This window comes from Vibrio sp. TMPB1044, from assembly GCF_030442075.1.
Lineage (GTDB): Bacteria > Pseudomonadota > Gammaproteobacteria > Enterobacterales > Vibrionaceae > Vibrio > Vibrio satsumensis.
Genome location: NZ_JAUJED010000022.1, coordinates 119,337 through 145,057, shown reverse-complemented (window position 1 = coordinate 145,057; position 25,721 = coordinate 119,337). Strand labels below are relative to the sequence as shown.

Below are 25,721 nucleotides of genomic sequence, written 5' to 3'. Positions count from 1 at the left end.
TTCAGAACCTACAAAAAAGGATGCCAATCGGCATCCTTTTGTTTTCTAGTTTACAGCTGATAAGAACAACAAGGTTCTTAACTGATTCTAACTAACGATTATACGTCGTAAGTTGTAGAAGCAGTGTCGCCGCCTGTACCAGTCCAGTTTGTGTGGAAGAATTCACCACGTGGACGGTCAGTGCGCTCGTAAGTGTGAGCACCGAAGTAGTCACGTTGAGCTTGAAGCAGGTTCGCTGGTAGACGTGCAGTTGTGTAACCGTCTAGGAAAGATAGCGCAGAAATCGTACATGGCATTGGGATACCAGACTCTAGAGATTTCGCTGCTACTTTACGCCATGCTACTAGGCTGCCTTGTAGGATGTTTTTGAAGTACTCGTCAGAACCCAGGAACGCGATGTCTGGGTTTGCTTCGTACGCATCACGAATGTTGCCTAGGAATGCAGAACGGATGATACAACCACCACGCCACATTAGCGCTACGTTACCGTAGTTTAGGTCCCAGCCGTTTTCGTTCGATGCTTCACGCATTAGCATGAAGCCTTGAGCGTAAGAGATGATCTTAGAAGCCAGTAGAGCTTGACGTAGTGCATCAACCCACTCTTGCTTGTCGCCTTCAACTGGAGTGATTGTCTTCTCAAACAAAGCTTCAGCTTCAACACGTTGGTCTTTAAGAGCAGACAGGCAACGAGAGAATACAGACTCAGAGATTAGAGTCAGTGGGATACCTAGGTCTAGTGCGTTGATACCCGTCCACTTACCCGTACCTTTTTGGCCTGCAGTATCTAGGATCTTCTCAACTAACGCTTCACCGTCTTCATCTTTGTAGCCAAGGATGTCAGCAGTGATTTCAACTAGGTAGCTGTCTAGCTCAGTCTTGTTCCAGTCAGCGAATACCGCTTGCATCTCGTCAGCAGACATACCTAGGCCATCTTTCATGAACTGGTATGCTTCAGTGATAAGCTGCATGTCACCGTATTCGATGCCGTTGTGTACCATCTTAACGAAGTGACCAGCACCGTCGTTACCAACCCAGTCACAACAAGGCTCACCAGCGTCAGTTTTTGCAGAGATACCTTGGAAGATTGGCTTAACCGCTTCCCAAGCTTCAGCTGCGCCGCCTGGCATGATTGAAGGACCGAAACGAGCACCTTCTTCACCACCAGATACACCAGTACCGATGAAGTGGATGCCTTTCTCACGGCAATGCGCTACACGACGGTTAGTGTCTGGGTAGTTAGTGTTACCACCATCAATGATGATGTCGCCTTCGTCTAGAAGTGGGATTAGGTTTTCGATGAACGTGTCTACAACGTCACCAGCACGAACCATAAGCATCACTTTACGTGGTGTTTCTAGTTTCTCAACTAGCTCTTCTAAAGAGTAAGCACCAACAATGTTAGTACCTTTAGCTGGACCTTCTAGGAACTCGTCTACTTTAGCAGCAGTACGGTTATGAGCCACCACTTTGAAGCCGTGGTCGTTCATGTTTAGGATAAGGTTCTGACCCATTACTGCTAGGCCAATTACACCGATATCACCTTTCATTATTTTATCTCCTTGCGGCTATTCGCACTTATGCGATAGCACTTGCTGCATTTGAATCTAGGAACCACTCTGTTTCGCCAGTTTTAGACTGGATTTTCGCTGCCGGGTAAGGCAGTTCTGAAGCAGGAGTTGTATGAATTTCTTTAACGATCTCAACTTTACCTGCACCCAGTACTAGGTAGCTGATTCGTTTTGCTGCTTCTAAAACTTTTGCTGTTTTAGAAACACGGATTTGACCAGACTCAGGGTGAGAAGCCAGTACAGATAGGTTCTCATCTTGGTAGTCAGTTACACCCGGGAATAGTGAAGCTGTGTGGCCGTCTGCGCCAACACCTAGCAGGATCCAATCGAAAACAGGTGTGCCGTTTTCTGTTGGAATCACGTCTGCCATCTCTTTTGCAAAACGCGCTGCTTCTGCTTTTGGCTCATCTTCACCACGGATGCGGTGGATGTTTTCAGCAGGAAGGTTTACTTGTGTAAACAACAATGCGTTTGCTTCACCGTAGTTACTTTCGGCGTCGTCTGGTGCCACGCAACGTTCGTCGCCCCACCAGAAGTGAAGGTTATTCCATTGAATACCTTCCGCGTAAGGCGCCTCAGCTAAAAGCTTGAAAAGCATTTTTGGCGTGCTGCCACCAGACAGTGAAATGTGAACAGGTTTGCCCTGCTCGCTGTATGCTTTCATTTCATTTGCTAGGTTTTCAACAACCAGTTCAGGCGTTGCAAAGATCTTGTGATTGATCATAGTTCGCAGTAATCCGTGTCTGTTAAGTTTTTGCATGGGAAACGCCATGCGCGGCCATCACGTTGCAGAAGTTCATCCGCTTCCTGTGGGCCCCAAGTACCACAAGCATAGCCAAACAGTGCTTGAGGATCTTGCTTGAAGTCTAAGATTGGTTGAACGTACTTCCAACATGCTTCTACTGCATCGGTACGTGCAAACAGAGTTGCATCACCGTTAAGTGCATCAAGAAGAAGACGTTCGTAAGCCGTTAGCATTTGAGTTTCAGGCAAGTCAGAGTAAGAGAAGTTCATTTTCACTTCTTTTGCTTTGAAGCCTGCGCCCGGCTCTTTCAAGCCAAAGCTCATCTGAATACCTTCGTCCGGTTGGATGCGGATAATCAGTTTGTTCTCTGGTGCATCTTGACCAAATACTGGGTGTGGCGTGTTCTTAAAGTGAATCACGATTTCCGTTACGCGCGTTGGTAAGCGTTTACCTGTACGAACGTAGAAAGGAACACCATTCCAGCGCCAGTTGTTGATGTGAGCTTTCAAACCGATGTACGTTTCAGTACGAGAATCGTCTGCTACACCCGGCTCTTCACGGTAACCAAGCAAGTGCTGGCCGCGTACATCTGAAGCTGTGTATTGACCAAGAACGAGATCTTTACGTAGGTCATCTTCCTCAAGAGGTTTCAGACACTGAAGCACTTTAACCACTTCGTCACGAATAGAATCAGCATTGATTTGAGCAGGTGGTTCCATACCAACCATCGCTAGCACTTGCAGCAGGTGGTTTTGGAACATGTCACGAACTGCACCAGAACCGTCGTAGTATCCGCCACGCTCTTCAACGCCAAGGAACTCAGCACCTGTGATTTCAACGTATTCAATAAAGTTACGGTTCCACAGTGGTTCAAACATCGCGTTTGAGAAACGAAGCACTAGAAGGTTTTGTACCGTTTCTTTACCAAGGTAGTGGTCGATACGGTAAATCTGGTGTTCTTGGAAGTGATGATGGATCTCTTCATCTAACGCTTGAGCAGAAGCTAGGTCGTAACCAAATGGCTTCTCGATGATCAGACGACGCCAGCCGTTCGTTTCATCGTTCAGGCCATGCGCAGCAAGGTTTGCTGGGATCACACCGTATAGGCTTGGCGGCGTTGCCAAGTAGAACAGTGTGTTATGGTTTTCGAATTGGTAGTCTTGCTCAAGCTTGTCTAGACGTTGTGCTAAACGAGCGTAATCTTCGACATCTGAAGTGTTGATCGCTTGGTAATGCAAATGCTCAATAAATGCATTCAGCGTCTCAGGTTCAGTTTGTTCCATTTCCTGAAGAGACTTCTTCAGCTTCTCACGGTAAGACTCATCGCTGTACTCAGTACGGCTCACTCCAAGAATCGCAAAGGATTCTGGTAGTTGATTGCTAGCATACAGGTGGTACAAAGCAGGAATTAACTTGCGATAAGTTAGATCTCCCGACGCACCAAAAATAACGATGCTGCTGTTTTCAGGTATTACCATCATCTTTCCTATAAAAACAAGGTTTTTAGTATTCGCCAACGGTATCAGCGACATACGAAAATAGATAATAGGTCTTAACTATTACATCAATAGTAAGCGCCTATTAAATTTGAGAATGCGTTTGGTAAACGAGGGTGAAAGCTATCACCTCTATTCGGGACGGTATTGTCTATGACTATTTGATTTACATCAACCACTGTGAAAGCAATCGATTAAATATTGACTCATTTCGAACAAATTCTAATCGATAGCTCCGTTCATTTGGCCCGAGGGAGAAGCAAATCAGCATTCTCAAACATTGTAGTCAAGAAAGAACGGTATCTGGTCGGTGGAGTGAGCAATAGGAAAGGAAGAGAAAGATAAAACCAGCTTATTCAACTGGCTTTATATTTATTTTGATGATGTCGTGTTTATCTTTGCGCTTTGTTATAGCAGCGCTCTGGGCGCCCTACGGTACCGTAATTTAAGTCCGCGACTAACTCGCCAGTCGTAATCAAAAACTCTAAATAGCGTCTGGCGGTGGTTCGGCTAGCACCAATTCGTTCTCCGGCTTCATCGGCGGTAATATTAACAGCATCAGCTTGTTGAAAAATGGCTCTGATCTTATCCAACGTTACGCCATCAATTCCTTTGGGTAAGGTTGATACTTTACCTGAGTCCGCTTTTGCATTGGCTTGCAGCATCTTGTCGACCAAGCCTTGGTTAAGGTCAGACACACTTTCAAACTCTTGCTGTTGAGATTGATACTTTTTCAGTGCCGCTTCCAACCGAGGAAACATCACTGGTTTCAGTAGATAGTCCACTACTCCACCGCGCATTGCCTGCTGTAACGTATCCACATCTCGGGCTGCCGTAATCAAGATCACATCACACCCTTGGTTGCTCCCTCTTACATGATTAAGAATATCGAGCCCACAACCATCAGGCAGATACACATCCAATAGCACCAAATCAGGCTTTAAAATGTCTAATTGCATTAGAGCCTCAGAATGTGTTGTCGCAATCCCGACCACATCAAAGCCACCCATCTGTTCTAAATAACGATGGTGCAGCTCTGCAATCGCAATATCATCTTCAATAACCATGACTCTCGTGATTGCATTCATTTATGTTCTTCCTTTAACCATGCTTTTCCCGTCACGATGATCTTAGTAAGATCGCTCGTGCTTAATTGTTATTGTTCTTCTTTTGGTAGATAAACCGTCATTCGCGTACCAAAATCGTGGTTGTCGACCATTTCAAGCTGTCCCTGGTACCTGTCTGCCAGTTGTTTAATCAGATACAAACCAACACCGCGATTTTGCTTCGCTTTGCTCGATACACCTTTTTCAGTGAGTGCTTTCGTCGCCAAATCTTTCGGTAAACCACACCCTTTATCTTCTACTTCTACAATAATTTCATTACCAAAATCACTGATTGATACTTCAATAACCCGACGTGCTGGGGCAATTTGTCCCTCTTGCTTAATGGCCGTCATGGTGGCATCAAAGGCGTTATCAATCAGATTACCAAGAATGGTGACAACGTCATCCGCGTTCAACCAGCTAGGTAGCGCTTCAAGCCTTGAGCCTTCTTCAACTTTAAGCTCTAAACCAATTTCTCTCGCTCGCTCCGTTTTCCCAAGGAGCATGCCTGCGATGAGCGGATCTTTAACAGTTTCACGCAAGAACTCGATAAGGCTTTGATAGTGTGCTGTTTCTTGGCCAATCAGTTGTTGTACCGAGTCCAACTCACCCATCTGGATCAAGCCACTGATGGTGTTGAGCTTGTTTTGATGCTCGTGGGTTTGTGAACGCAGTAGATCAGCATATTCTTTGGTTTGTGAGAGCTGGTCTGTCAAATCGTTGATTTCATCTCGTAATCGGAAACTGGATACCGCCCCGACCACCTCACCAGCCACTATAATCGGGCTGCGGTTGGCAATGATTCGTTTGTTATTCAGGTAAAGCTCAACATCGTGGTCTGTGTCGCCGGTTGATAGCAGTTGTTCTAAATCACTGCCTGGCAATACATCAGAAAGGCGCTGTTGGTTGAGTGCTTTATCCCTGTCTATCGATAAAATATCGCAGGCACTCTTATTAATAGAACGCAAAATGCCGTGCTTATCAATGCTCAGAATGCCCTCTTTCACGGTACTCATGGTTACGTCTAACTCGACATACAGTCGGCCTATCTCTTCAGGTTCAAAGCCTAAAATAGCGCGCTGAAAACGGCGAGATACATAGCTAGAAATCAAAGCATTGACGGCAACCACCAGTAACGCCATCACAATTAAAAAAGCTAAATACGGTTCGATTCGATCTTGTAAAGAATCCAATAAGTAACCAACTGACACGACACCAATGACCTGCCCTTGCGTGTCTTTAACCGCGGATTTACCACGAACTGAAAAACCAAGCGATCCTTTGGCCGTCGATACATAAGACTCACCCAATACCAGCGCTTTTTGATTATCACCACCACGCATTGGTTTGCCGAGCCTGTCATCATAAGGGTGAATCAGGCGAATTCCCTGTTCATCTCCCACAACAATAAACGCTGCCCCAATGAGCTGGGTAAGGTTACGAAATTTAACTTGGGTTTCTTCAGACAAAACGTAGGGAACGCCATTAGCGTCCACACTTTCATTTTCTTGAATAATGGTGGTGACAAGTGGTGATTCAGATAGAAATTCAGCAACACCTAACGCTTTCAACCCCATCTCTTGCTCTTGAGATTGTTTGATGTAGTAAAAGCCAGCCGCTGAAAGTATCAAAAGTTCAACGAGGCCAGTGACCGTCATGATAATCAGTAACCTTTTACGGAAACTGATACTGCTCCATTTCATATACCACCGTCCCTAGTGTTAGACGATCAATGTTAACACCAAGTTAACTAGATGACATTTCTACTTAAGCGAATTTGTGACTGTTACTCAACTAAATAATTGAGCGGATTATTAATTGATATTCCTTTACGTTGTGCAACTCGGACAATCGTGCACTTTTAGAACGGATTAGATAAAAAAGACAAATAACTGAATATATATTGAGCTAGATCACTAAACTTTTAGCTGTTTTTTAGGTTGTTCAAAATAAATACAATTATAATAGTTGCATATGAAGGAGTTTATTGTTGCCGGGCTATACGTTGCAATTTTAAGACAGCGCTTTAAACCGAAGTTTCGGTTAACAAAACGACAACAACTCTTCACTAACTGGACGTATCGATAAGTAAAAGTTGCGCGCTCGCAGTTACGAATGATGATCAAACGGATTAAGTTTCTCCCCTATTCATCCATCGCCATTTTCAAACTCGGCTAGCCAAACAACGAAGAGGTGACTGATAAAAGCAGCACCCAATAATGAAGCATTGATGAGCAGGAAGTATCGATCAGTGGCAACGTCCAATAGAAACAGGATAAAAAACATAACGTATAAACATTGTTGAAAAGGAAACCAGGCAATGAAACGCGATAACTTTGGAATTTGTCTTACTAAGACTATGCTGTTCAAACACTTACAATCGACTTTTACTCACGTAAGAGCCTATGAGAAAGACGGTACCTCCCCTCTCGATCTCAAGGTATTGTTAGCGTTCCCGCAAATGTCAGGTAGAGATTTATTACAAACAATGCAAGGATCAAGACAATTAGTGTGGCGCGCCGATCACCATTGTCCTAGCTTTAAATAAGCCACTTCATTTTGTAAAAACACTTCTATACTGAACTTAAAGAGCACGTCTGTCGTGCTCTTTTCGTGTCAGTGATCTTTGTCTCCTGCATCACGTATTTTATTACATATACTTAACGAGTTATGCGCGTTTCTGAACATATGAGACAATCAACTCAAGACAAATGACTATCACCCTGTTAACATTAGAGTTAATACTCTAATTTGGTATTTAATGCAGATGACCAAACCAAAATTCCGATACCTTGCGATCGCCAGTATTCTTCTCGGCACCATGACTTCGCCAGGCTATGCAGCTCCGCTCACTTTTTCTGAAGCGTGGCAAATATTACAAGAAAACAACAACTCACTTGCGGCTCAACAAGCTAACGTTGAGCGTTATCAACACCTGCAGAACTCAACAAGTAGCCTTAATCTACCTTCTATCACTTTGGGGGCTAACTACACGCACCTTGATAGTGACGTGACCATCAATGGTGAACAGTTTGCAGATAGTTTAAGTGGAGTACCTTCAATTGGTCTTCCTGTGCCGCCTCAAATTATCAGCGCGCTTGGTGGGATTACTTCCACGATTACCGAACAAGATATCTTTAGCTCTTCTATTCGTGCGGTGTGGCCTATCTTTACTGGCGGACGAATTACCGCTGCGCAAAATGCTGCGGAAGGTAAAAGCGAAGAAGCACAAAGCCAGCTATTGATGGAGAGACAAGCTCGCTACGAAGACTTAAGTAAATATTACTTCTCAGTGATCTTAGCGGAAGACGTAGTAAAGACGCGCCAAGCCGTTGAAGCGGGCTTAACTCAGCACCGTGACTTCGCCATCAAGCTTGAGCAGCAAGGGCAAATCGCACGAGTAGAACGCCTACAAGCCGATGCTTCTTTAGATAAAGCGATTGTAGAGCGTACTAAAGCTCAGAACGATCTCAAAATTGCTCAATTAGCACTGACTCAGATCCTTGGTCAAAGTGAAAGTGTAGAACCGTCAGAGCAACTGTTTATCAATAAGAACCTGCCTCATATGGGCGTGTTCATTGACCAAACATTGATGACCTACCCTGGCCTTAAAATTCTTGATGCAAAAGAGAAACAAGCAAGCAGCTTAATTAAAGCAGAGAAAGGTAAATACTACCCAGAAGTTTACCTTTACGGTGACTACAGCCTGTATGAAGATGACTCTCTAGCCAGTGAAATGAAACCCGATTGGTTGGTTGGCATTGGTGTGAATGTGCCACTGCTTGACACTTCTGGCCGTTCCGACAAAGTCGCCGCCGCTCACAGCGCCGTATCGCAGGTTCAATATCTAAAGTCACAAGCAAAGCAAGACTTAACCGTATTGGTACAAAAGACTTATCTTGAAGCAAACCAAGCAATTGAAGAGGTTCAAGGCCTAAACTCAAGCTTGTCATTGGCTCAAGAAAACCTCTTACTTCGTAAAAAAGCCTTCACTCAAGGGCTTTCTAACTCGCTAGAAGTGGTTGATGCCGAGCTCTATCTTGCGAGCATTAAAACCCAGCAATCTGCTGCGCGATTCAAATACCTAATCTCTCTCAACAAGCTATTAGCGCTAACCAGCGAAATGAACGCTTACTCGAGTTACTTAACCTCCTCTGTTCCGTCTGATTTCGACTCAAAAACAGACACCGATAGCCAGTCAAAAGGATAATTCATGAAACCTATTAAGCCCCTTCTTCTATCTTTAGTTGGTATCGGCGTTATTGGCTGGGTCGGATACAGTTTCTACCAAGCTTATCAACCTCAGCCGGTTAAGCTTCAAGGCCAAATCGATGCGCAGCAATACAGCATCTCATCGAAAGTACCCGGCAGAATTGATGAAATATTCGTGCGCAAAGGCGATTCAGTTGAAAAAGGCGAGTTGATATTTTCTCTTCTTAGCCCTGAGATTGATGCGAAGCTAGAACAAGCAAAAGCGGGACAAAAAGCCGCTGGCGCACTAGCACAAGAAGCAGAAAATGGCGCACGTACTCAACAGATCCAAGCCGCTAAAGACCAATGGTTAAAAGCCAAAGCGGCGGCTGATCTGATGGACAAAACTTACCAACGCGTAAACAACCTTTACAACGATGGTGTGGTTGCCGAACAGAAACGTGATGAAGCGAAAACACAGTGGCAAGCAGCGAAGTACACCGAAAGCGCTGCATTCCAAATGTATCAATTGGCGCAAGAAGGTGCTCGTGACGAAACCAAAGTGGCAGCCGCTCAAAAAGCATTAATGGCAGCAGGTGCAGTAGCGGAAGTTGAAGCTTACGCAAAAGACACACAGATCCACAGCTGGTTTAATGGCGAAGTCTCTCAGGTTCTATTGAGCAGAGGAGAACTCGCGCCACAAGGCTTCCCTGTTGTGACTGTTATCGACACCAAGGATGCTTGGGCCGTACTCAATGTGCGTGAAGACATGCTTAAGCATTTCAATAAAGGCAGCCAGTTTGAGGCATATCTACCGGCTCTGGATAAATCATTAACTTTCCAAGTAACTCACATCGCAGTAATGGGTGATTTCGCGACTTGGCGTTCCACTGACGCAGCACAAGGCTTCGACTTACGTACTTTTGAAGTAGAAGCTCACCCTGTCGACACGGACGAAACACTGCGCATGGGTATGAGCCTAGTGGTTGAGTTTTAGGTGACGTATGTCTGCTAACTTTCGATCTACAGGAACGCGATCTACAGGCTCACAATCTAGAAGCTCGCAATCATCAGAGCATCATAGAGTGAAGAGTACCTTGCTTAGGCAGTGGGCGATTGTACGTAAAGACAAATGGTTGTTGTCTTGCCTAACTTGGCTCCCTTTGATGCTTGCTGCCAGTATCTGGCTGATTTTTTCACAAGGAATCGCTCGTGACTTACCGGTTGCAGTTGTCGACCTTGAGCACAGCCAGATTTCGCAGCAGTTCACACGTCTTGTTGATGCATCACCAACGCTGCAAGTCACTCACAAATACAGCTCGGCGAGTGAAGCGGCGAAAGCGATGATTGAACGCGATATCTATGGTTATGTTGTGATACCAAGGCACTTCGACCGAGATCTTCTGCTCGGTTTGAATCCACAAGTGTCTGTGTTCTACAACAGCCAATTTATCTTGATCGGTAAGCTGGTGAACTCAGCGTTGCTGCAGGCTCAAGGGACTTTTAACGCGCAACTTGAAGTCGTGAGACAACTGTCACACGGCGATACCACGGTGCAATCAGCATTAGGCCAAGCAGTAACAGTGCAAAGCCAGATCACGCCACTGTTCAACAAGAACACCAGTTATGCTCAGTTCTTGGTGTCTGCGGTTATTCCTGCGCTGTGGCAGATTATGATTGTGGTAGGCACGATACTGATCCTAACAGCGAACGTTAGAGCTCGTGGCCTTCAAGCTTGGTTATCCAACGCCCCTATGAAGTCACTCGCATCAACATTAACGCCCTATCTTGTCTTGTTTTTGATGTTTGGTATCGCGTTTAGTTTTTGGTTCTATATCCTCTTAGAGTGGCCATTTAACGGCAGCTTTGTGGCATTGACCATTGCCCAACTGCTTACCGTGATTAGTTGTATCATCATGGGATGTTTGTTTTTCTTCTTAACACTTGATCCAGCAAGGGCAATGAGCTTCGCTGGCGCCTTCACGGCACCAAGCTTTGCGTTTATGGGAATCACTTTTCCAGTGACTGACATGAACACGGCAGCTCAAATCTGGAGAAGCTTATTGCCAGTGAGTCACTACATCGAAGTACAAACAGCACAATCAAGTTATGGCGTGAGCGCGGCACAATCGCTGATCAGCCTCTCTACTATGTTGTGGTACGCGGTTCCTGCTTTCGTGGTGATGTTGTTGATTAAGAAACACTTGGCGCAGTCAGCTCTGTCTGCACAAGCGGCTCTATCTGCAAAAGCAACACAAGCAACACAAGCAACACAAGCAACACAGCAAGAGAAACCAGAAATATCAGCACAACAAGGAGTAAAACGATGAGCTTTACTCAACTGCTCAAGCAAGAACTCTTAGCGGTACTGCGTAACCCTGTCGTGCTTCTTACGGTATTCGGTGGTGTGGTCTTCTATTCATTCTTGTATCCATTGCCTTACGCGAACCAAGTTCCTCAACAGCTCAAAGCTTCCGTTGTAAACTTGGACAAGAGTCAAAGCAGCTATCAATTAGAGCGAATGGTGGATGCCACCTCTCAAATCGAGTTGGTACGTCGAGACTCCAGCATCGCTGATGCAAAACAAGCCGTACTTAACCAAGAGATTGGCGGATTCCTCGTCATCCCAGAAGACTTCTATAAAGACTTACTGCTCGGTAAGAGCCCGACGCTTTCTTACGCGGGCGATGCTTCCTACTTCTTGGTATACGGAACCATTGTTGAAGGGCTTGCCAAGGCCGGAGGCACGCTAGCTGCGCAAGTTAAGGTCAGTCACTTATTAGTCGAAGGTGTACCTTTGGAATCCGCAGCCAAAGGCTACAGCGCATTCAGCTTGAACCTAAAACCCACCTTCAATAGCCGCATGGGATACATCGATTACGTAGTTCCAGCCGTCTTTGTGTTGATCCTGCAACAAACCTTAGCAATGGCTTCTGGTTTAGTTGGTGCAACCCAAAACGCTCAATCAACGTTTGGCTACTGGAGTAAAACCTCTCCGGCGAAACTGATTCTTGCTCGTTGTTGTACCTTAGTTGGCATTTATTACCTATTGTCGATGTACTACTTCGGCGCCAGCTTCTCAATGTACGGGATTAACTTGCTCGCCTCTATGACTAAAATTCTAACTCTACTGCTGCCTTTCTTATTGGCCAGTTGTTTAATCGGAATTTTTATCGGTGAGCTAGTACCAAGAAGAGAGCTAGTCACGGTTGTGGTGTTAATCAGTTCAATGCCACTGATCTTCTCTTCAGGTTTTATCTGGCCCGTTGAAATGATGCCTGAGTGGTTAGTGCTGTTATCCCAGTTATTCCCAAGCACACCAGCAATTCAAGGTTTCTTAGCGCTTAATCAGATGGGTGCATCTTGGCAGGAAGTAGCGTTTCAATGGACATTGCTGTGGGGACAAGTTGCGTTATGGGCTTCGTTATTAGCACTTAAGCTCTACCACAAATCGAGCAAAAGTAACGTTAACAATAGTACTGGCAGCAGCCATCGAGCGGCTTAGTCCTAAGTCTACAAACTAAGCATTAAGACTTCCCTCTCATCGAAAACCATTAAAAAGCTCTGATATGAACAGGGCTTTTTTAATGTCCTCAGATTTACGTCCTCAGCCATCGAATGTCTAAGACTTTCAAAAGTACATCAACATTCACCAGTCGTTATAACTGCCACTGCATATGCCTTTTGCTACCTAAAAAAAGCCCACTTATACCCAAACAATGACGAAACTCGTACAATTGTAAATTTATTGTAAAAATTTCTTTGATGGCATTATTTTTATGTATAGGCTTGTCAGTAAGGCTTGGTAGGCCGAATACCATAGTCTTATTGGTGCACATACCAAAAGGATATACATATAAAGCAAGATCAGTACTTATATTTATTTCGTTTTTCGACCCAGCTACAACCGTTTATGTTGCCGTCGAATGAAGTGGATAAGTTACTGAAATATACAAAGCAAATAGAAAACAAACACAACAGCAACAAACATAATTTAATAAAAAGACAGGGAAAACCATGAAAAACTTACGTGAATTATTTTTTGGGTTTATATTATTATTTAGTTCCAGTGCATTTGCAGAAGAAGGATCATTTAATCAAGCTATCAGTAACTTAAGTCAAAGTGTTGATGGATTTTTCAACGAATACACAGGTTGGTTCGTTGGACTGATATTTAAAAGCGTCCCTGTAGGTGAAGCAAGCTTTCCAATAATTGTTGGCTGGCTATTGCTCGCTGCAATTATCTTTACTGTTTACTTTGGCTTTGTTCAATTTAAACGTGTCGGGATGGCAATAGACATTATTAAAGGTAAGTACACAGACCCTAGTTCCAAACACGAAGGGGAAGTTTCTCACTTTCAAGCGTTAACAACCGCGCTTTCTGGAACTGTTGGGCTTGGTAATATTGCCGGTGTGGGTGCTGCACTTGCGATTGGTGGTCCTGGCGCGACATTCTGGATGATCTTGTGTGGCCTTCTGGGTATGGCTTCTAAGTTCTGTGAGTGTACCTTAGGTGTGAAATACCGAACTATCCTACCTTCAGGTGTTGTTTCGGGTGGTCCAATGTACTATCTAAGCCAAGGCCTTGGTGAAAGAGGTTTAGGTGGACTAGGCAAAGTGCTCGCTATTGGCTTCGCTCTGATGTGTATTTTAGGTGCATTGGGTGGCGGTAACATGTTCCAAGCTAACCAAGCACACGCGATGCTAACTTACGCATTTGATGTACCAAGTGAATACGGTGTGATCACTGGCCTTGTACTCGCCTCTTTAGTTTTCTCTGTGATTGTTGGTGGTATGCCTTCTATCGCATCGGTAACGGAAAAAGTTGTTCCTTGGATGGCTGCTCTGTATATCGGTATGGCTCTGATTGTAATCGGTTCTAACCTTGATCAAGTTGGTCCTGCGTTCAGCGCAATCTTTACAGGTGCATTTACTGGTGAAGGTGTCGTTGGTGGCTTCATTGGTGCGTTAATCCAAGGCTTGAAGCGTGCAACATTCTCGAACGAAGCAGGTGTAGGTTCAGCAGCTATCGCTCACTCAGCGGTTAAAACAAAAGAGCCAATCACCGAAGGTCTAGTATCACTATTAGAACCGTTCGTTGATACGGTAATCATTTGTACAATGACAGCATTGGTTATCACTATCGCTGGCTTAAATGTAGGTCCATTCGATGGTTCTGGTTTAACGGGTGTAACACTTACTGCAGCATCGTTTACTGAAACTGCAGAAGTATTTAAATACACACTCGCTCTTGCGGTAATCATGTTTGCGTTTTCGACAATGATCTCTTGGTCGTACTACGGTCTTAAGGCGTGGACTTACCTATTTGGTGAAGGCAAAACAACGGAACTGATTTTTAAAGTGATGTTTTGTGTGTTTGTTGTTATTGGTGCCACGATTCAGTTTGGCGCGGTAATCGACTTCTCTGACGCGGCTATCTTTGCAATGTCTATCTTCAACATTCTTGGTCTGTACTTCTTGATGCCAGTTGTGAAGAAGGAACTGCAATCATTTGTTGCTCGCGTGAAATCTGGCGAAATCAAAACTTACGAGAAATAACTTCTCTTCAGTGCTTATCGTCAAATAACACTGTTCTAAAAATTTTTGTAATACCCTTTGCTTGAGAAAGCGAGAACAGTACTGCAATTAACCTAAAATCCCTACCAGCTTTGCTTGTGGGGATTTTTTATGTTTGAATTGTTAGGCTAGCAGCTATCCTCAATGCCTTGCTTACTCTTTTCACTATCGTGCTCAACGTCGATACGACGAACCAACTCTTCTACTTCGATCATCTCTTTTTGTGCTAGTGACAAACGACAATCATCGAAACAATAAGACATGGTGCAGTTCTCACAAAGATACTCTTGCATCACTCCATCCCTATATGTAGTCAAAGCAGTCCAAATGCAATCGAGCAATCGACGGCGTGTTCGTCCTGAACACCACTATTATGCAGCGACACTGATCTGAAAAGATGCATGCAAAGTCATTTAATAGGCAACAAGTAACACATCATGTTGTTATACGTAACTATTCACAAATATCGAAGTAAACAATGAAAACACTTAAATCATCAATAGTGAGAAAGAATCGGCTCTACGCTCTCGAGAAAACGCAAGACGCCCACATCACGTGTGTGATGTGGGCGTTTCAATATTTACTGCAAAACTAACGCTAGGTTGGTAAAGCCTTCGACTTATAAACCCATCTCTTCAGTAAGTGTTTTGATTTGCTTGAGATCCATGGTGTGAACTTCAATCATCTGTCTGATATCACTCAGTCTAGAGTTGGCATTATCTTGTTTCTCACACGCGTCAGATTTCGCATCCCATGATGTGCCATCTAAGAACACATCACACGCTTTCTTAAGTGAACCAAGGTTCTGTTCAAGCTCGTCTCTTTCTTTCTCAAGCTTTTCAAGTTCTTGAGATATTTGTAATTCTTTACGGAACAGTTCACGAGAACGTTCAAACAAGGTCGACTGCATATCCGCCTGACGGTTTAGCTTTTGATTATCTTGCTCAGTTTTATCTAGCGTTTGCTTTTGTTCGTTTAACTGCTGCTCTAACGAGTAGTTCGCCTTTTCTAAAACCGCAGATTGTTTCGCTAACTCTTGAAGCTCTTTTTGATGCTCTTCCACTTGCTTTGCTAGCGCAACTTCGACTTTGGCGTCGATCTCGGTATCAACTTTTGCCACTTTAGCTTCAACCGACGTCATCAATTCTGTTTTACTGTCGCGCAATTCTTGATAACGGGTTTCGAGTACCTGATAAGTGGACTCCCACTTCGAAGCCGTCACTGTCGAACCGATTAAGCCACCCAGCGCTAAACCTATAACCGCAGCAATGCCGATATAGAGCTGACTGCGCTTATCGCGTTCTTCAATAACAACCACTTCATCTTGTTCGCTTTGTCCAGATTGCTGGTTCACTAGCGGGTACTCCCAAAAATTTGTTTAACGTTACGCGGTCACTGGCACTGATGCCAATACTGATAGTGTAGGCTCAGTTAAACCTATCGCTCAAGCCAGAAGCACTTAAGCTTTGCTAACACATTCATCCCAACTGTTTACAGAGAGGTTTAACGAGTTAACTCCGAAATCATCAAGCTGGCAGTATACAAAAGGAAGCTGCTAACGATAACTATCACAACCCCTTTTTGCAGTTTTTCGTTTGTCCGGTAACGAAATAGTACAAATGCCAAAGCCAATAAAAAAACAATCGCTATTAGTCGAGTCATAACTCCTCCTTGTTTCTCTATTTTATACCATTTAAATAAGCAAGTTACGTCAGAGACTCGTTGTTTGATCATTTAGTTGAACAACATTTGTGCAAACAGATATTTTGTAGCTGACATCACATTTTATATGATCTAGGATACGCCTACAGATTACCTAATTATTTAGGTAATTGTTCCGATGAAGACTGCAGGAGAGTGGTTTTTAACTAAATATTAACATTTAGTTAGATTGACCCGCCGAAGAAGTAAATCTTTCAGGTGCTTTATGCTGGAGAAATCCAGAAAAGTGAGGACTGTCGTTGGAGGAACCTCTGGAGAGAACCGTTAGATCGGTCGCCGAAGGAGCAAGCTTAGTGCCCGTTACTTATCTATAAGTGATTCGCTAAGTGAAACTCTCAGGCAAAAGGACAGAGGAGTGGAAAGCAACAGCCTTAATTAACAAAAGAATTCTATCTAGAAATCCGTATGTATTAAGTAGTGCTCCCGATCCCTGTGATCTGCACTGCCTTCCCTCTTCTCCTTAAATTTTTAATTTATTAAGGGGAATCTATGAACCACCTACAAGCTACACTACAAACCATCAACCAATTCGTTTGGGGACCACCACTGCTTATTCTGCTAGTGGGTACAGGTATCTACTTTACTTTTCGCTTAGGCTTACTCCAGTTTAGACACCTCCCAACCGCGCTAAAAATGGTATTCAGCAAAGACAAATCCGGTACGGGTGACGTATCAAGTTTTGCCGCTTTGTGTACCGCGCTTTCCGCAACCATTGGTACAGGTAACATCGTTGGTGTAGCGACCGCAATCAAGATTGGTGGCCCTGGTGCCCTATTCTGGATGTGGCTTGCCGCTGTATTTGGCATGGCGACCAAGTACGCAGAATGTCTACTTGCCGTTAAATACCGCAGAACCGATAGCAATGGCGAAATGGTTGGCGGCCCAATGTACTACCTGCAATACGGTGTCGGCTCACGAATCTTGGCGGTAATGTTCGCTGTCTTCGCGCTCGGTGTTGCCTGCTTCGGTATTGGTACCTTCCCACAAGTAAACGCTATCTTAGACGCAACTCAAATTTCATTTGGTGCTTCTCGTGAGATGTCTGCTGTCGTTCTAACGATACTAGTGGCAGTGGTAACCCTTGGTGGTATTCAATCTATCGCTAAGGTGGCAGGGAAAGTTGTTCCTACGATGGCGGTTATGTACGTTGTCGCATGTTTAAGCGTTCTGATTTCAAATGCAGACCAACTGTTGAATGCTATTACCCTTGTTGTTACCTCTGCGTTTACCAACACAGCAGCAACCGGTGGTTTCTTTGGTGCAAGCATCATGCTTGCTATCCAATCAGGCATCGCTCGTGGTGTGTTCTCGAACGAATCTGGTCTAGGTAGCGCACCAATGGCGGCGGCGGCTGCAAAAACAGATTCATGCGTGAAGCAAGGCCTTGTCTCTATGACAGGTACCTTCTTCGATACCATCATCATCTGTACCATGACAGGTTTGGCGCTTATCTTAACGGGCGCTTGGCAAACGGACCTGTCTGGTGCTGCGATGACCACTCATGCATTCGCCGTTGGTTTGAATGCAGACACCCTTGGCCCTATGTTGGTTTCTGTTGGCCTGATCTTCTTTGCGTTTACAACAATTTTAGGTTGGAACTACTACGGTGAGCGCTGCGTTGTGTTCTTGCTAGGTACCAAAGCAGTATTGCCTTACAAGATAATATTCATCGCATTAGTGGCTTCTGGAGCATTCCTAAAGCTCGACATGATCTGGATAATGGCCGATATCGTGAACGGCCTGATGGCAATTCCAAACCTGATCGGCCTTATTTTGCTACGCCACGTGGTTATCGAAGAAACTAAGCTGTTCTTCAAACCTTTAACGTCTTCAAACGATTGTGAAGCTGTAAAAGCATAATCAGAATTGATTGAACCAAAGCCCGCATTCAAGTGCGGGCTTTTTTCTATCCATTCAATACTTAAACTGACTAAGTTATTACTACCGTATACCCACAAATAAAATAAGATTTTAATTAGAGCATTGTTCTAATTAAATTAGAGACAAAGATTAAGCCAATACTCTCTAATTAAAAGCTCCCTAATAAAATCAAAACTTAATTAGATATTACTTATATTTAACAGATTGTGACTAGATAGCAGAGTTTCTTTCATAAAAAATGAAAAATGCTTTTGTTTGAACCACGCAAAAACACACCAGAATAAAACATGTGACTTTAATTCATATAATAGTCAGTTTATAGTCATCTAAATTGTTGAGAGAATTATAATAAAAATAAACGTTGGCTATATGATCAGATTTGACCCGATTAAAAACCGTATTTATAACGACGAACGTTCTATTAAAATAGGATATCGTGAAACTCGCGTTTTAGAGTTATTACTTAAAAACTCACCCGAGATTGTGAACAAACAAGATATTATTAGTTTCGCATGGGGAAGCGAGTTCATTGGGGATACGTCACTTGCGAAATGTATCAGTTTGCTTCGCCAAGGATTTGTTAAACTTGGCATCAGAGAAACACCCATCGTCACAGTGCCAAAGGTCGGTTACCGACTTATTGATGAATGCGTCTTTATTGACTCGCAACCACAAAGCGAAGTGACGATTCCCCTCACGCCTGTCAGCGAGCAAGTCCCGCTCGGTCAAAGTAATATTGCGGCCTCTATTGCGAGCAACGATACACCTGAATCCAAATCGACTTCACTTACTTACTCTCAGGTCAGCTTATACAAAAACAGGCTGTGTTATTTCATAACGGGTTGTTTATTGTTGTCCTCGGCATTATTGGCTTTTGCTAAGGTTCACGATAAAAGCCTTGGGGATATCACGCCCTTTAACCGGCTTAATGAACAATGGGTTGGGCAGGTCCAAGTTTTTCAGGAAACAAAAGTGTCCTTAAGCCCAGAACTAGAGGCTATTCTCTACAAATACCAATGTGATTGCGTGGCATACATCAGCGATGAGCCCGGCTATTCAGAACTCTCCATACTCAACAAGACGACACGTCAGTCCATCAATATCTTTTACACGGCCACGCAATTAGACCGAGCGAGTGAAGAGATAGAATTATTCCTAAAGAGAGGCCAATTATGATGCCATTTGTAGCTCTGTTTTCCTCGTTAGCGTTATTGATTGGTATATGGAGTATTCCTTCTTCTCCACCCCAAGAAGAGCACCGTTATCAACATAGCGTGGTAGATCTTGTGTTAGATGGAAATGTATTACGAACCGATGGACTCACCAAAATAAGCGATAACGAGGTTCTACACCTAATGTCCGTCCAAGATGACAGCATGCCCGACCCGATTGTTCTACGGTTTAGAGGTGAGGCCGGCCCTTCTCAATCCCTATTCTTTTCAATAGCTGGCACTATCGACTTACTCTCCGTGCAAAAAATAAATAAAGCGATGAATGACAGCTTGTTGTCGCCCTACCTGCTTATCAACAATGACCCTTTAACACTTAAGGTTGATATATTAAGTTCAAATGATCTGTTTGCCATCATTCGGACATGTAATAATGGAAGAACACAACTTTTGGCTAAACGATAATTTGTCGCCGTTTGGCCACCAGTTAAATTCACTTTGTTTTAATTAACATCGTTCTGAATATTACACATAAAAAATGGATGGTTAAATTTATTACTGCATCAATAAACATCTCTTGTATTTTGAGCATTCAATTAATCGAGTGTTTAAAACACTGGATTAAATTTAAACATCCAAATCTGATTTATCGCTTTCCTGTTGATATTTACATCAAATAAAAACGATGTGAATAATATGTCTCCTCTCGTACTTAACCATTCATTTCACTCGCGATAGACCACGTCAAAAACTATTTGACGTTAATGTATCAATCATAACTCCTCATTTTTCTAAAAACGGTTTGAGCCTCATCAAACATTTTCTTTTTAGTTACACTCTCTTTCACCAAAAAACAAATCAAACAATACAAACCGTTGAATTTAAAAGGTAAATTAATTCAACCCTTTTCAGTATCTATCTATTTATCAACATGAAAAAGTGAACTTGTCTTGTTAACTGCATGGCACAAAAAACATTATCAAAATAGAAAAATTACAAATGAGGGAATTGTTAATGATCCGAATAAACAGAAGTCTCTTAGCAACCGCAGTGTTGTCTGTTCTATCTACTGGCGTAAACGCAAAAATTTACCCAGACCAAATAGTCCATGACCAACTTGGTGACGATGTATGTCGCTCTGGCTATCGCCCGTTAGACCGCTTTGAAGCCGAAGAGCAAAAGAGTGCTTTGCTGGCTAGAATGGGCACTTGGCAGATCACAGGCTTAAAAGGAAACTGGGTGATCATGGGCCCGGGATATAATGGCCTTATTAAACAAGATACAACCAACGGCAAAACGTTCTGTTATCCGAACAATGACCAGTCTGAGATTCCAAACTACTCTGCTAAATCAGTTCCAGAAGGTAGCGAGTTAGATGTTCAATATGAGTTGGTCAATAACCGTAACGATTTTGTTCGCCCACTAAGCTATCTAGCTCACAACCTTGGATACGCATGGGTTGGCGGCAATAACAGTCAGTACGTTGGCGAAGACATGACAATAAATCGCTCTGGCGACAGCTGGGTGATACAAGGAAACAATGGTGGTTCTTGTAGCGGTTATCGCTGTGGGGAAAAAACTAAAATCACCGTCGACAACTTTGCCTACACCGTTAACGACGATAACTTTTGGCATGGTGATGTTGTCGAATCAGATCGTGAACTGGTTAAGACCGTTTACGCAACAGCAAGAAACAACAGTAATATCGCGCAACAAGTGGTTGTCGACCTGAAAGTGGATGAGTCAACAAACTGGTCAAAAACGAACAGCTATGGGTTCTCACAAAGTGTTCAAACAGAGAATACGTTTAAGTGGCCTCTTGTTGGCGAAACTAAGCTCACCATTAAGTTCGAAGCCAACCAAAGCTTCTCTAAATCAAATGGGGGCTCCACTAGCGAGCAAGTGACACTTCAAGCGCGCCCGATGGTCCCAGCCAACTCAGAGCTTCCGATTCGAGTTGAGTTGTATCGTTCAAGTATCTCCTACCCGTACCGATTCAACGCCGACATTAGCTACGATGTTGAGTTTAACGGCTTCCTCCGTTGGGGTGGCAACGCATGGCATACACACCCAGACAACCGCCCTTACAGAGCTCACACCTTCACTATGGGTCGCGGCAGTGATAAATCTGCAGACATTCGCTACCAATGGGATCACCGATACATTCCAGGTGAAACAAAATGGTGGGATTGGGGCTGGGCTATTAAAGAAGCTGGCTTATCAAGCATGCAATACGCGACTGGCGGAAGCTTACGTCCATTCCACTCTTATGTATCGGGTGACTTCTACGCAGACTCTCAATTTGCAGGTACTATTGAGATTGGCCAAGCGACACCGATTACCAACAATCTACGTAGCAAAAGAAGTACAGATTCCGTTAACGAAACTACCGAACGTATTGGCGATATTGAAGTCACCACCAACTTCAATGCTGATGAGTTGAGTGACTTAGGTTTCGAAGGTGCTGAGATGAACATCAGCGTTGTTGAATAACACAATGACTCACCTTTAACACTTAATTTGCCAAAACACTCGATTCACCCTAAAGACAAAAGCCCACGACACGTCGTGGGCTTTCATATATTCATGTTCAGTAAAAAACAGTGAACTACACAGGCTCTTCCATTAGAAGCTTAACGCCTAGCCCCACTAGTACCATGCCAGTCACGCCTTCCATCCACTTCATAAAACTCGCATTCTTGAGCAAGTTTTTAGCCGAGTTCAATGCACCAGCTAAACCACATTGCCACACCATCGCAATCATAAAGTGGACTGAAGCCATCAACATAGATTGCAATAAAGGCGAGCCTTCAGGGTTTACAAATTGAGGCAGAAAAGCCAAATAGAAAACCGCCGTTTTTGGGTTAAGCACATTAGATAAGAAACCTTCACGCAAAGAACGTTTTGCACTGTAAGCTTGATGAGCTTGCTCGCCAACCTTCAACCCGCCACCATTTTTCATCAAAGCGCGTAAACTGCTTAAACCAAGCCAAATTAGGTAAACCGCACCCACCATTTTTACGGCTTGAAAGAGTTCAGCTGATTGAGCAAGAATCGCAGAGATACCCACCGCAGAGAAAAAAGCGTGCACATAAAGACCGCTACAGATACCAAAGCTGGTCATTACACCGTCAGATAAGCCAGAACGGCTCGTATTACGAATTACCAATGCCGTATCTAAACCCGGCGTTAGCGTTAAAATAGTGATGGCAATTAGAAATGCCTCAAAGTTCAAAATATCCATATCATTGTCATTCTTGTTCAGCGATTTATCATCAATACCGTGTATCTGAACAATTCGCAAGCAACAATTGCCACCAGCTATACAAGTCACTGATTTTGTGCACAATGGTACAGTTTAATTTGTTAACAAATAGTAAATTACTGGCATATCACTGCCCTACCTTGTTTAAGCTATATCTTCTACTGAGAAGAACAGCCTCAGAAACAAAGTGAAGTGACCAACTTCAAAGTACTAAACATCGAGATGCCCCTTAAACTGATGCAGCCTTATGGGTCATTTAAAGAAACCAAATTAAGAGTAGTCAAATGAGCGCATTCAAAAAACTAGTCGAACACTCTCAAAAATGTTCACGCTTTCAGCACCTAGCCTCTATTTGTGGTTGGGACCAAGCTTCCATGATGCCGGCTGGCGGCAATCAAGCACGTAGTGAAGCGATGGCCGAGCTTTCTGTTCATATTCACGGTCTAATGACTCAGCCACAACTCGGCGCTTGGATTGCAGACGCTGAAAACGAAACACTGAATAACGAGCAACAATCGTCCCTACGTGAAATCAAACGCCAATGGCAACAAGCTAACCTACTTCCAGAAAAACTGGTTGAAGCGAAATCTCTAGCGGGTTCAAAATGTGAACATGCGTGGCGTAGCCAACGTGGGGAAAACGACTGGGTTGGTTTTGAAAAGAACTGGCGTGAAGTGGTTGAGCTATCGCGCGAAGAAGCACAAATCCGCGCAGACGCCGCTAACTTGACCCCTTATGATGCGATGCTGGATATCTACGAACCGGGCACCAGCTCTGCTTCGCTTGATATCTTGTTTGCAGACGTTAAAACCTGGCTACCAAACCTGATTGACGAAGTCATCGAAAAACAGTCGAGCGAGCAATTTAACGCGCCATCTGGTATCTACTCGACAGAGAAACAAAAAGCACTTGGTCTAGAAGTGATGAAGCTTCTACAATTCGATTTTGAACACGGCCGACTAGATGAAAGTGTTCACCCGTTCTGTGGCGGCGTGCCTTCAGACGTGCGTATCACAACTCGCTACGATGAAGCTGAATTCGTTCAAAGCTTAATGGGCATCGTCCATGAAACGGGCCATGCACGTTACGAACAAGGTTTACCTAAACACCTAGCGGGCCAACCAGCAGGTGAGGCTCGCTCTATGGGTATCCATGAATCTCAGTCTCTGTTCTTCGAAATGCAAGTTGGTCGCAGCGATCCATTCATCGGACACTTAGCCAACCTAGCAGGACAACAGTTCTCAGGCTCAGAATTTGAGAAAGATAACTTCCAGAAGATCTACACTCGCGTGAAGAAAGACTTCATCCGTGTTGATGCCGATGAGCTGACCTACCCAGCGCACGTTATCTTGCGTTACGAAATTGAACGTGACTTGATCAACGGCAAAATCAAACACACTGATGTCCCAGAACTTTGGAACACTAAGATGCAGTCTTACCTTGGTTTAAGCACTCAAGGCAACTTCACAAATGGCTGTATGCAAGACATTCACTGGACAGACGGCGCATTCGGTTACTTCCCATCTTACACACTAGGTGCGATGTACGCGGCTCAGTTCATGGCTTCAATGAAGAAAACGGTGGATGTGAACGCTGTGATTGAAAGTGGTGACCTATCGCCTATCTTCACTTGGTTAGAGTCGAACATTTGGAGTAAAGGTAGCCTGCTTAACACCGATGATTTGGTGAAAGGAGCAACGGGTGAAACCTTGAATGCACAGTACTTCAAAGATCACCTCAGAAGTCGTTACCTTTAATTAGCTAATAAGCAAAGGTTGTTTAGAACAACGATCAAAAAAGGCTGAGCAGATCATCTGACTCAGCCTTTTACTCTCAAGACCCCTTACCATTAATTGCCTTTCAACATATCTAGAAAGATCTGTCTAGACTCGGGGGTGTTGTCCCTGTGTGTTTCGTACTTTATATGTGTCTCTGCATCAGCAGACCGAGATAATTTGATGCTCCAAAGTGCTTTCATTTGGTTCGGTACAATTGAATATCGAACATCGATAACACGCAGATCATCTATTGGATCTTGTGCAATATAACCATTTGAAAACCAACGAAAACGTTCAATGTCTTTTGCTTGCTGTGAATTAGGGTCAAGCCACGGGAAATCCTGACTCACATTCAGTTTAACAATAGAGTCTCCAGAATAGGTTTTAACGGAGGTGCCAACTCGAATAGCATCTACGTAGTATCGGGATTCTGTTTCGTACACCACTTTCCACACTAAGATATTTGCAAAGCTCGGTTTTGCCTCTAATCGAATCGGCTCATGTTGTCTTTCTTGCGCTAATTGCCATCCAATCGCCTCTGCCCTATCTCGCTGAATCATTCCTAGCGTCGGATAAATCAAAGCCCACAGAAACGCAATACGAGCCAACCAAGGTGTTCGTTTCCAATTTGCAAACACAAGCAATATTAAGATGGGAAGTGTATAAACAGGGTCGATGATTGAAATGGTATTCCAAGCAAAACGCGCGCTGGTGAAAGGCCAAAGCAACTGTGTACCATAAGTAGTACAAGCATCTAACAGTGCGTGAGTGCCGTAACCCAGTGCACAAAACAGCCAGCTTTGCTTAAAAGAAAGTCCGCGCCTTTTTGCAATCAGATGATGCAGAGCCAAAGCACAGATCAAACTGCCAATTGGGATAAAGAAGAGTGAATGTGTAAATTGCCGATGGAACTCCAAAGTCAACAAAGGATCACTCTGAGACTTAATCAGTGCATCTAAATCTGGCGCCAATCCAGAGAGTAGCCCTAATACCCCAGCGACCACCAAATGTTGTTTTTTACTCGCCGATTGTGCCAAAGAAGCGCCTAGCACACCCTGTGTTAACGGATCCATAAACCACTCACTTTAGCATTCCCTTAATCTGAACAAGTACATTTAGCTATAGCAGTGAATCCGGTTAAACAACAAGATTTTATCAACAGACTCATAGACATAATCGTATAAATGTAGGCAGACAAAAAAAGCAGCCTGATGACTGCTCTT

Annotated in this window: 20 protein-coding genes and 1 riboswitch; of the genes, 11 read left to right on the top strand and 9 right to left on the bottom strand. The window is 43.8% G+C overall.

All coding sequences use genetic code 11. The features are described 5' to 3' along the window. Positions 1-98: 98 nt before the first annotated feature. From gnd to QQ041_RS15845, 5 genes are all read right to left on the bottom strand, one after another. Positions 99-1,547 (bottom strand): decarboxylating NADP(+)-dependent phosphogluconate dehydrogenase, encoded by a 1,449-nt coding sequence (gnd, locus tag QQ041_RS15865; protein ID WP_048659456.1) that lies wholly within the window; start codon positions 1,545-1,547, stop codon positions 99-101. Positions 1,548-1,575: 28 nt separating this feature from the next. Further along, a complete protein-coding gene (gene pgl, locus QQ041_RS15860) occupies positions 1,576-2,292 on the bottom strand; it encodes a 6-phosphogluconolactonase (RefSeq protein ID WP_285954455.1) in 717 nt (238 codons plus the stop codon). After that, positions 2,289-3,791, bottom strand: a complete 1,503-nt coding sequence (gene zwf, locus QQ041_RS15855) for a glucose-6-phosphate dehydrogenase (protein WP_008220790.1) — start codon at positions 3,789-3,791, stop codon at positions 2,289-2,291. The genes pgl and zwf overlap by 4 nt, the downstream gene beginning before the upstream one ends. A 410-nt stretch (positions 3,792-4,201) precedes the next feature. After that, positions 4,202-4,897 carry a response regulator gene (locus QQ041_RS15850; protein WP_146489957.1) on the bottom strand — a complete coding sequence of 232 codons (696 nt, stop codon included), beginning with the start codon at positions 4,895-4,897 and terminating at the stop codon, positions 4,202-4,204. 68 nt (positions 4,898-4,965) lie between these two features. Next, positions 4,966-6,618 carry a sensor histidine kinase gene (locus QQ041_RS15845; RefSeq protein ID WP_285954440.1) on the bottom strand — a complete coding sequence of 551 codons (1,653 nt, stop codon included), beginning with the start codon at positions 6,616-6,618 and terminating at the stop codon, positions 4,966-4,968. A 617-nt stretch (positions 6,619-7,235) separates the two neighbouring features. On the opposite strand from QQ041_RS15845, the gene QQ041_RS15840 reads away from it, so the two are divergent. From QQ041_RS15840 to QQ041_RS15815, 6 genes are all read left to right on the top strand, one after another. After that, positions 7,236-7,463 carry a hypothetical protein gene (locus QQ041_RS15840; protein ID WP_009846577.1) on the top strand — a complete coding sequence of 76 codons (228 nt, stop codon included), beginning with the start codon at positions 7,236-7,238 and terminating at the stop codon, positions 7,461-7,463. 213 nt (positions 7,464-7,676) lie between these two features. Next, the gene (locus QQ041_RS15835) at positions 7,677-9,125 is read left to right on the top strand and encodes a TolC family protein (RefSeq protein WP_285954439.1); all 1,449 of its coding nucleotides are present in this window, start codon (positions 7,677-7,679) and stop codon (positions 9,123-9,125) included. A gap of 3 nt (positions 9,126-9,128) precedes the next feature. Then, positions 9,129-10,103, top strand: a complete 975-nt coding sequence (locus tag QQ041_RS15830; RefSeq protein ID WP_285954438.1) for an HlyD family secretion protein — start codon at positions 9,129-9,131, stop codon at positions 10,101-10,103. Positions 10,104-10,110: 7 nt separating this feature from the next. Further along, on the top strand, positions 10,111-11,436 hold the full coding sequence (locus tag QQ041_RS15825; RefSeq protein WP_285954437.1) for an ABC transporter permease: 1,326 nt from the start codon (positions 10,111-10,113) through the stop codon (positions 11,434-11,436). After that, positions 11,433-12,611: an ABC transporter permease gene (locus QQ041_RS15820; protein WP_146489952.1), complete on the top strand. Its 1,179-nt coding sequence runs from the start codon at positions 11,433-11,435 to the stop codon at positions 12,609-12,611. The genes QQ041_RS15825 and QQ041_RS15820 overlap by 4 nt, the downstream gene beginning before the upstream one ends. A gap of 512 nt (positions 12,612-13,123) precedes the next feature. Then, positions 13,124-14,665 (top strand): sodium:alanine symporter family protein, encoded by a 1,542-nt coding sequence (locus QQ041_RS15815; protein WP_146489951.1) that lies wholly within the window; start codon positions 13,124-13,126, stop codon positions 14,663-14,665. Between the two features lie 146 nt (positions 14,666-14,811). On the opposite strand, the gene QQ041_RS15810 is transcribed toward QQ041_RS15815, so the two are convergent. Then, the gene (locus QQ041_RS15810) at positions 14,812-14,976 is read right to left on the bottom strand and encodes a hypothetical protein (protein ID WP_285954436.1); all 165 of its coding nucleotides are present in this window, start codon (positions 14,974-14,976) and stop codon (positions 14,812-14,814) included. Between the two features lie 326 nt (positions 14,977-15,302). Continuing rightward, positions 15,303-16,037 carry a chromosome partitioning protein ParA gene (locus QQ041_RS15805; RefSeq protein WP_146489950.1) on the bottom strand — a complete coding sequence of 245 codons (735 nt, stop codon included), beginning with the start codon at positions 16,035-16,037 and terminating at the stop codon, positions 15,303-15,305. 609 nt (positions 16,038-16,646) lie between these two features. Then, positions 16,647-16,766, top strand: a riboswitch (glycine riboswitch). Positions 16,767-16,894: 128 nt separating this feature from the next. On the opposite strand from QQ041_RS15805, the gene QQ041_RS15800 reads away from it, so the two are divergent. The 4 genes from QQ041_RS15800 (at position 16,895) to QQ041_RS15785 (ending at position 21,948) form a co-directional block, all read left to right on the top strand. Further along, a complete protein-coding gene (locus QQ041_RS15800) occupies positions 16,895-18,265 on the top strand; it encodes a sodium:alanine symporter family protein (RefSeq protein WP_017059726.1) in 1,371 nt (456 codons plus the stop codon). 390 nt (positions 18,266-18,655) lie between these two features. Beyond that, a complete protein-coding gene (locus QQ041_RS15795; RefSeq protein WP_146489949.1) occupies positions 18,656-19,462 on the top strand; it encodes a winged helix-turn-helix domain-containing protein in 807 nt (268 codons plus the stop codon). After that, positions 19,459-19,920 (top strand): hypothetical protein, encoded by a 462-nt coding sequence (locus QQ041_RS15790; RefSeq protein ID WP_146489948.1) that lies wholly within the window; start codon positions 19,459-19,461, stop codon positions 19,918-19,920. Before QQ041_RS15795 ends, QQ041_RS15790 begins: the two co-directional genes overlap by 4 nt. 549 nt (positions 19,921-20,469) lie before the next feature. Then, entirely contained in the window at positions 20,470-21,948 is a 1,479-nt protein-coding gene (locus tag QQ041_RS15785; RefSeq protein WP_285954435.1) for an aerolysin family beta-barrel pore-forming toxin, read from the top strand. Positions 21,949-22,063: 115 nt separating this feature from the next. On the opposite strand, the gene QQ041_RS15780 is transcribed toward QQ041_RS15785, so the two are convergent. Continuing rightward, positions 22,064-22,699, bottom strand: a complete 636-nt coding sequence (locus QQ041_RS15780) for a LysE family translocator (RefSeq protein WP_048659471.1) — start codon at positions 22,697-22,699, stop codon at positions 22,064-22,066. A gap of 305 nt (positions 22,700-23,004) precedes the next feature. Here QQ041_RS15780 and QQ041_RS15775 point away from each other — a divergent pair, with 305 nt between their 5' ends. After that, positions 23,005-24,477, top strand: coding sequence for a carboxypeptidase M32 (locus QQ041_RS15775; RefSeq protein ID WP_285954434.1), 1,473 nt, complete (start codon positions 23,005-23,007; stop codon positions 24,475-24,477). A 92-nt stretch (positions 24,478-24,569) separates the two neighbouring features. Here QQ041_RS15775 and QQ041_RS15770 read toward each other — a convergent pair whose 3' ends face one another. Then, on the bottom strand, positions 24,570-25,571 hold the full coding sequence (locus tag QQ041_RS15770; RefSeq protein ID WP_285954433.1) for a metal-dependent hydrolase: 1,002 nt from the start codon (positions 25,569-25,571) through the stop codon (positions 24,570-24,572). Positions 25,572-25,721 lie beyond the last annotated feature (150 nt).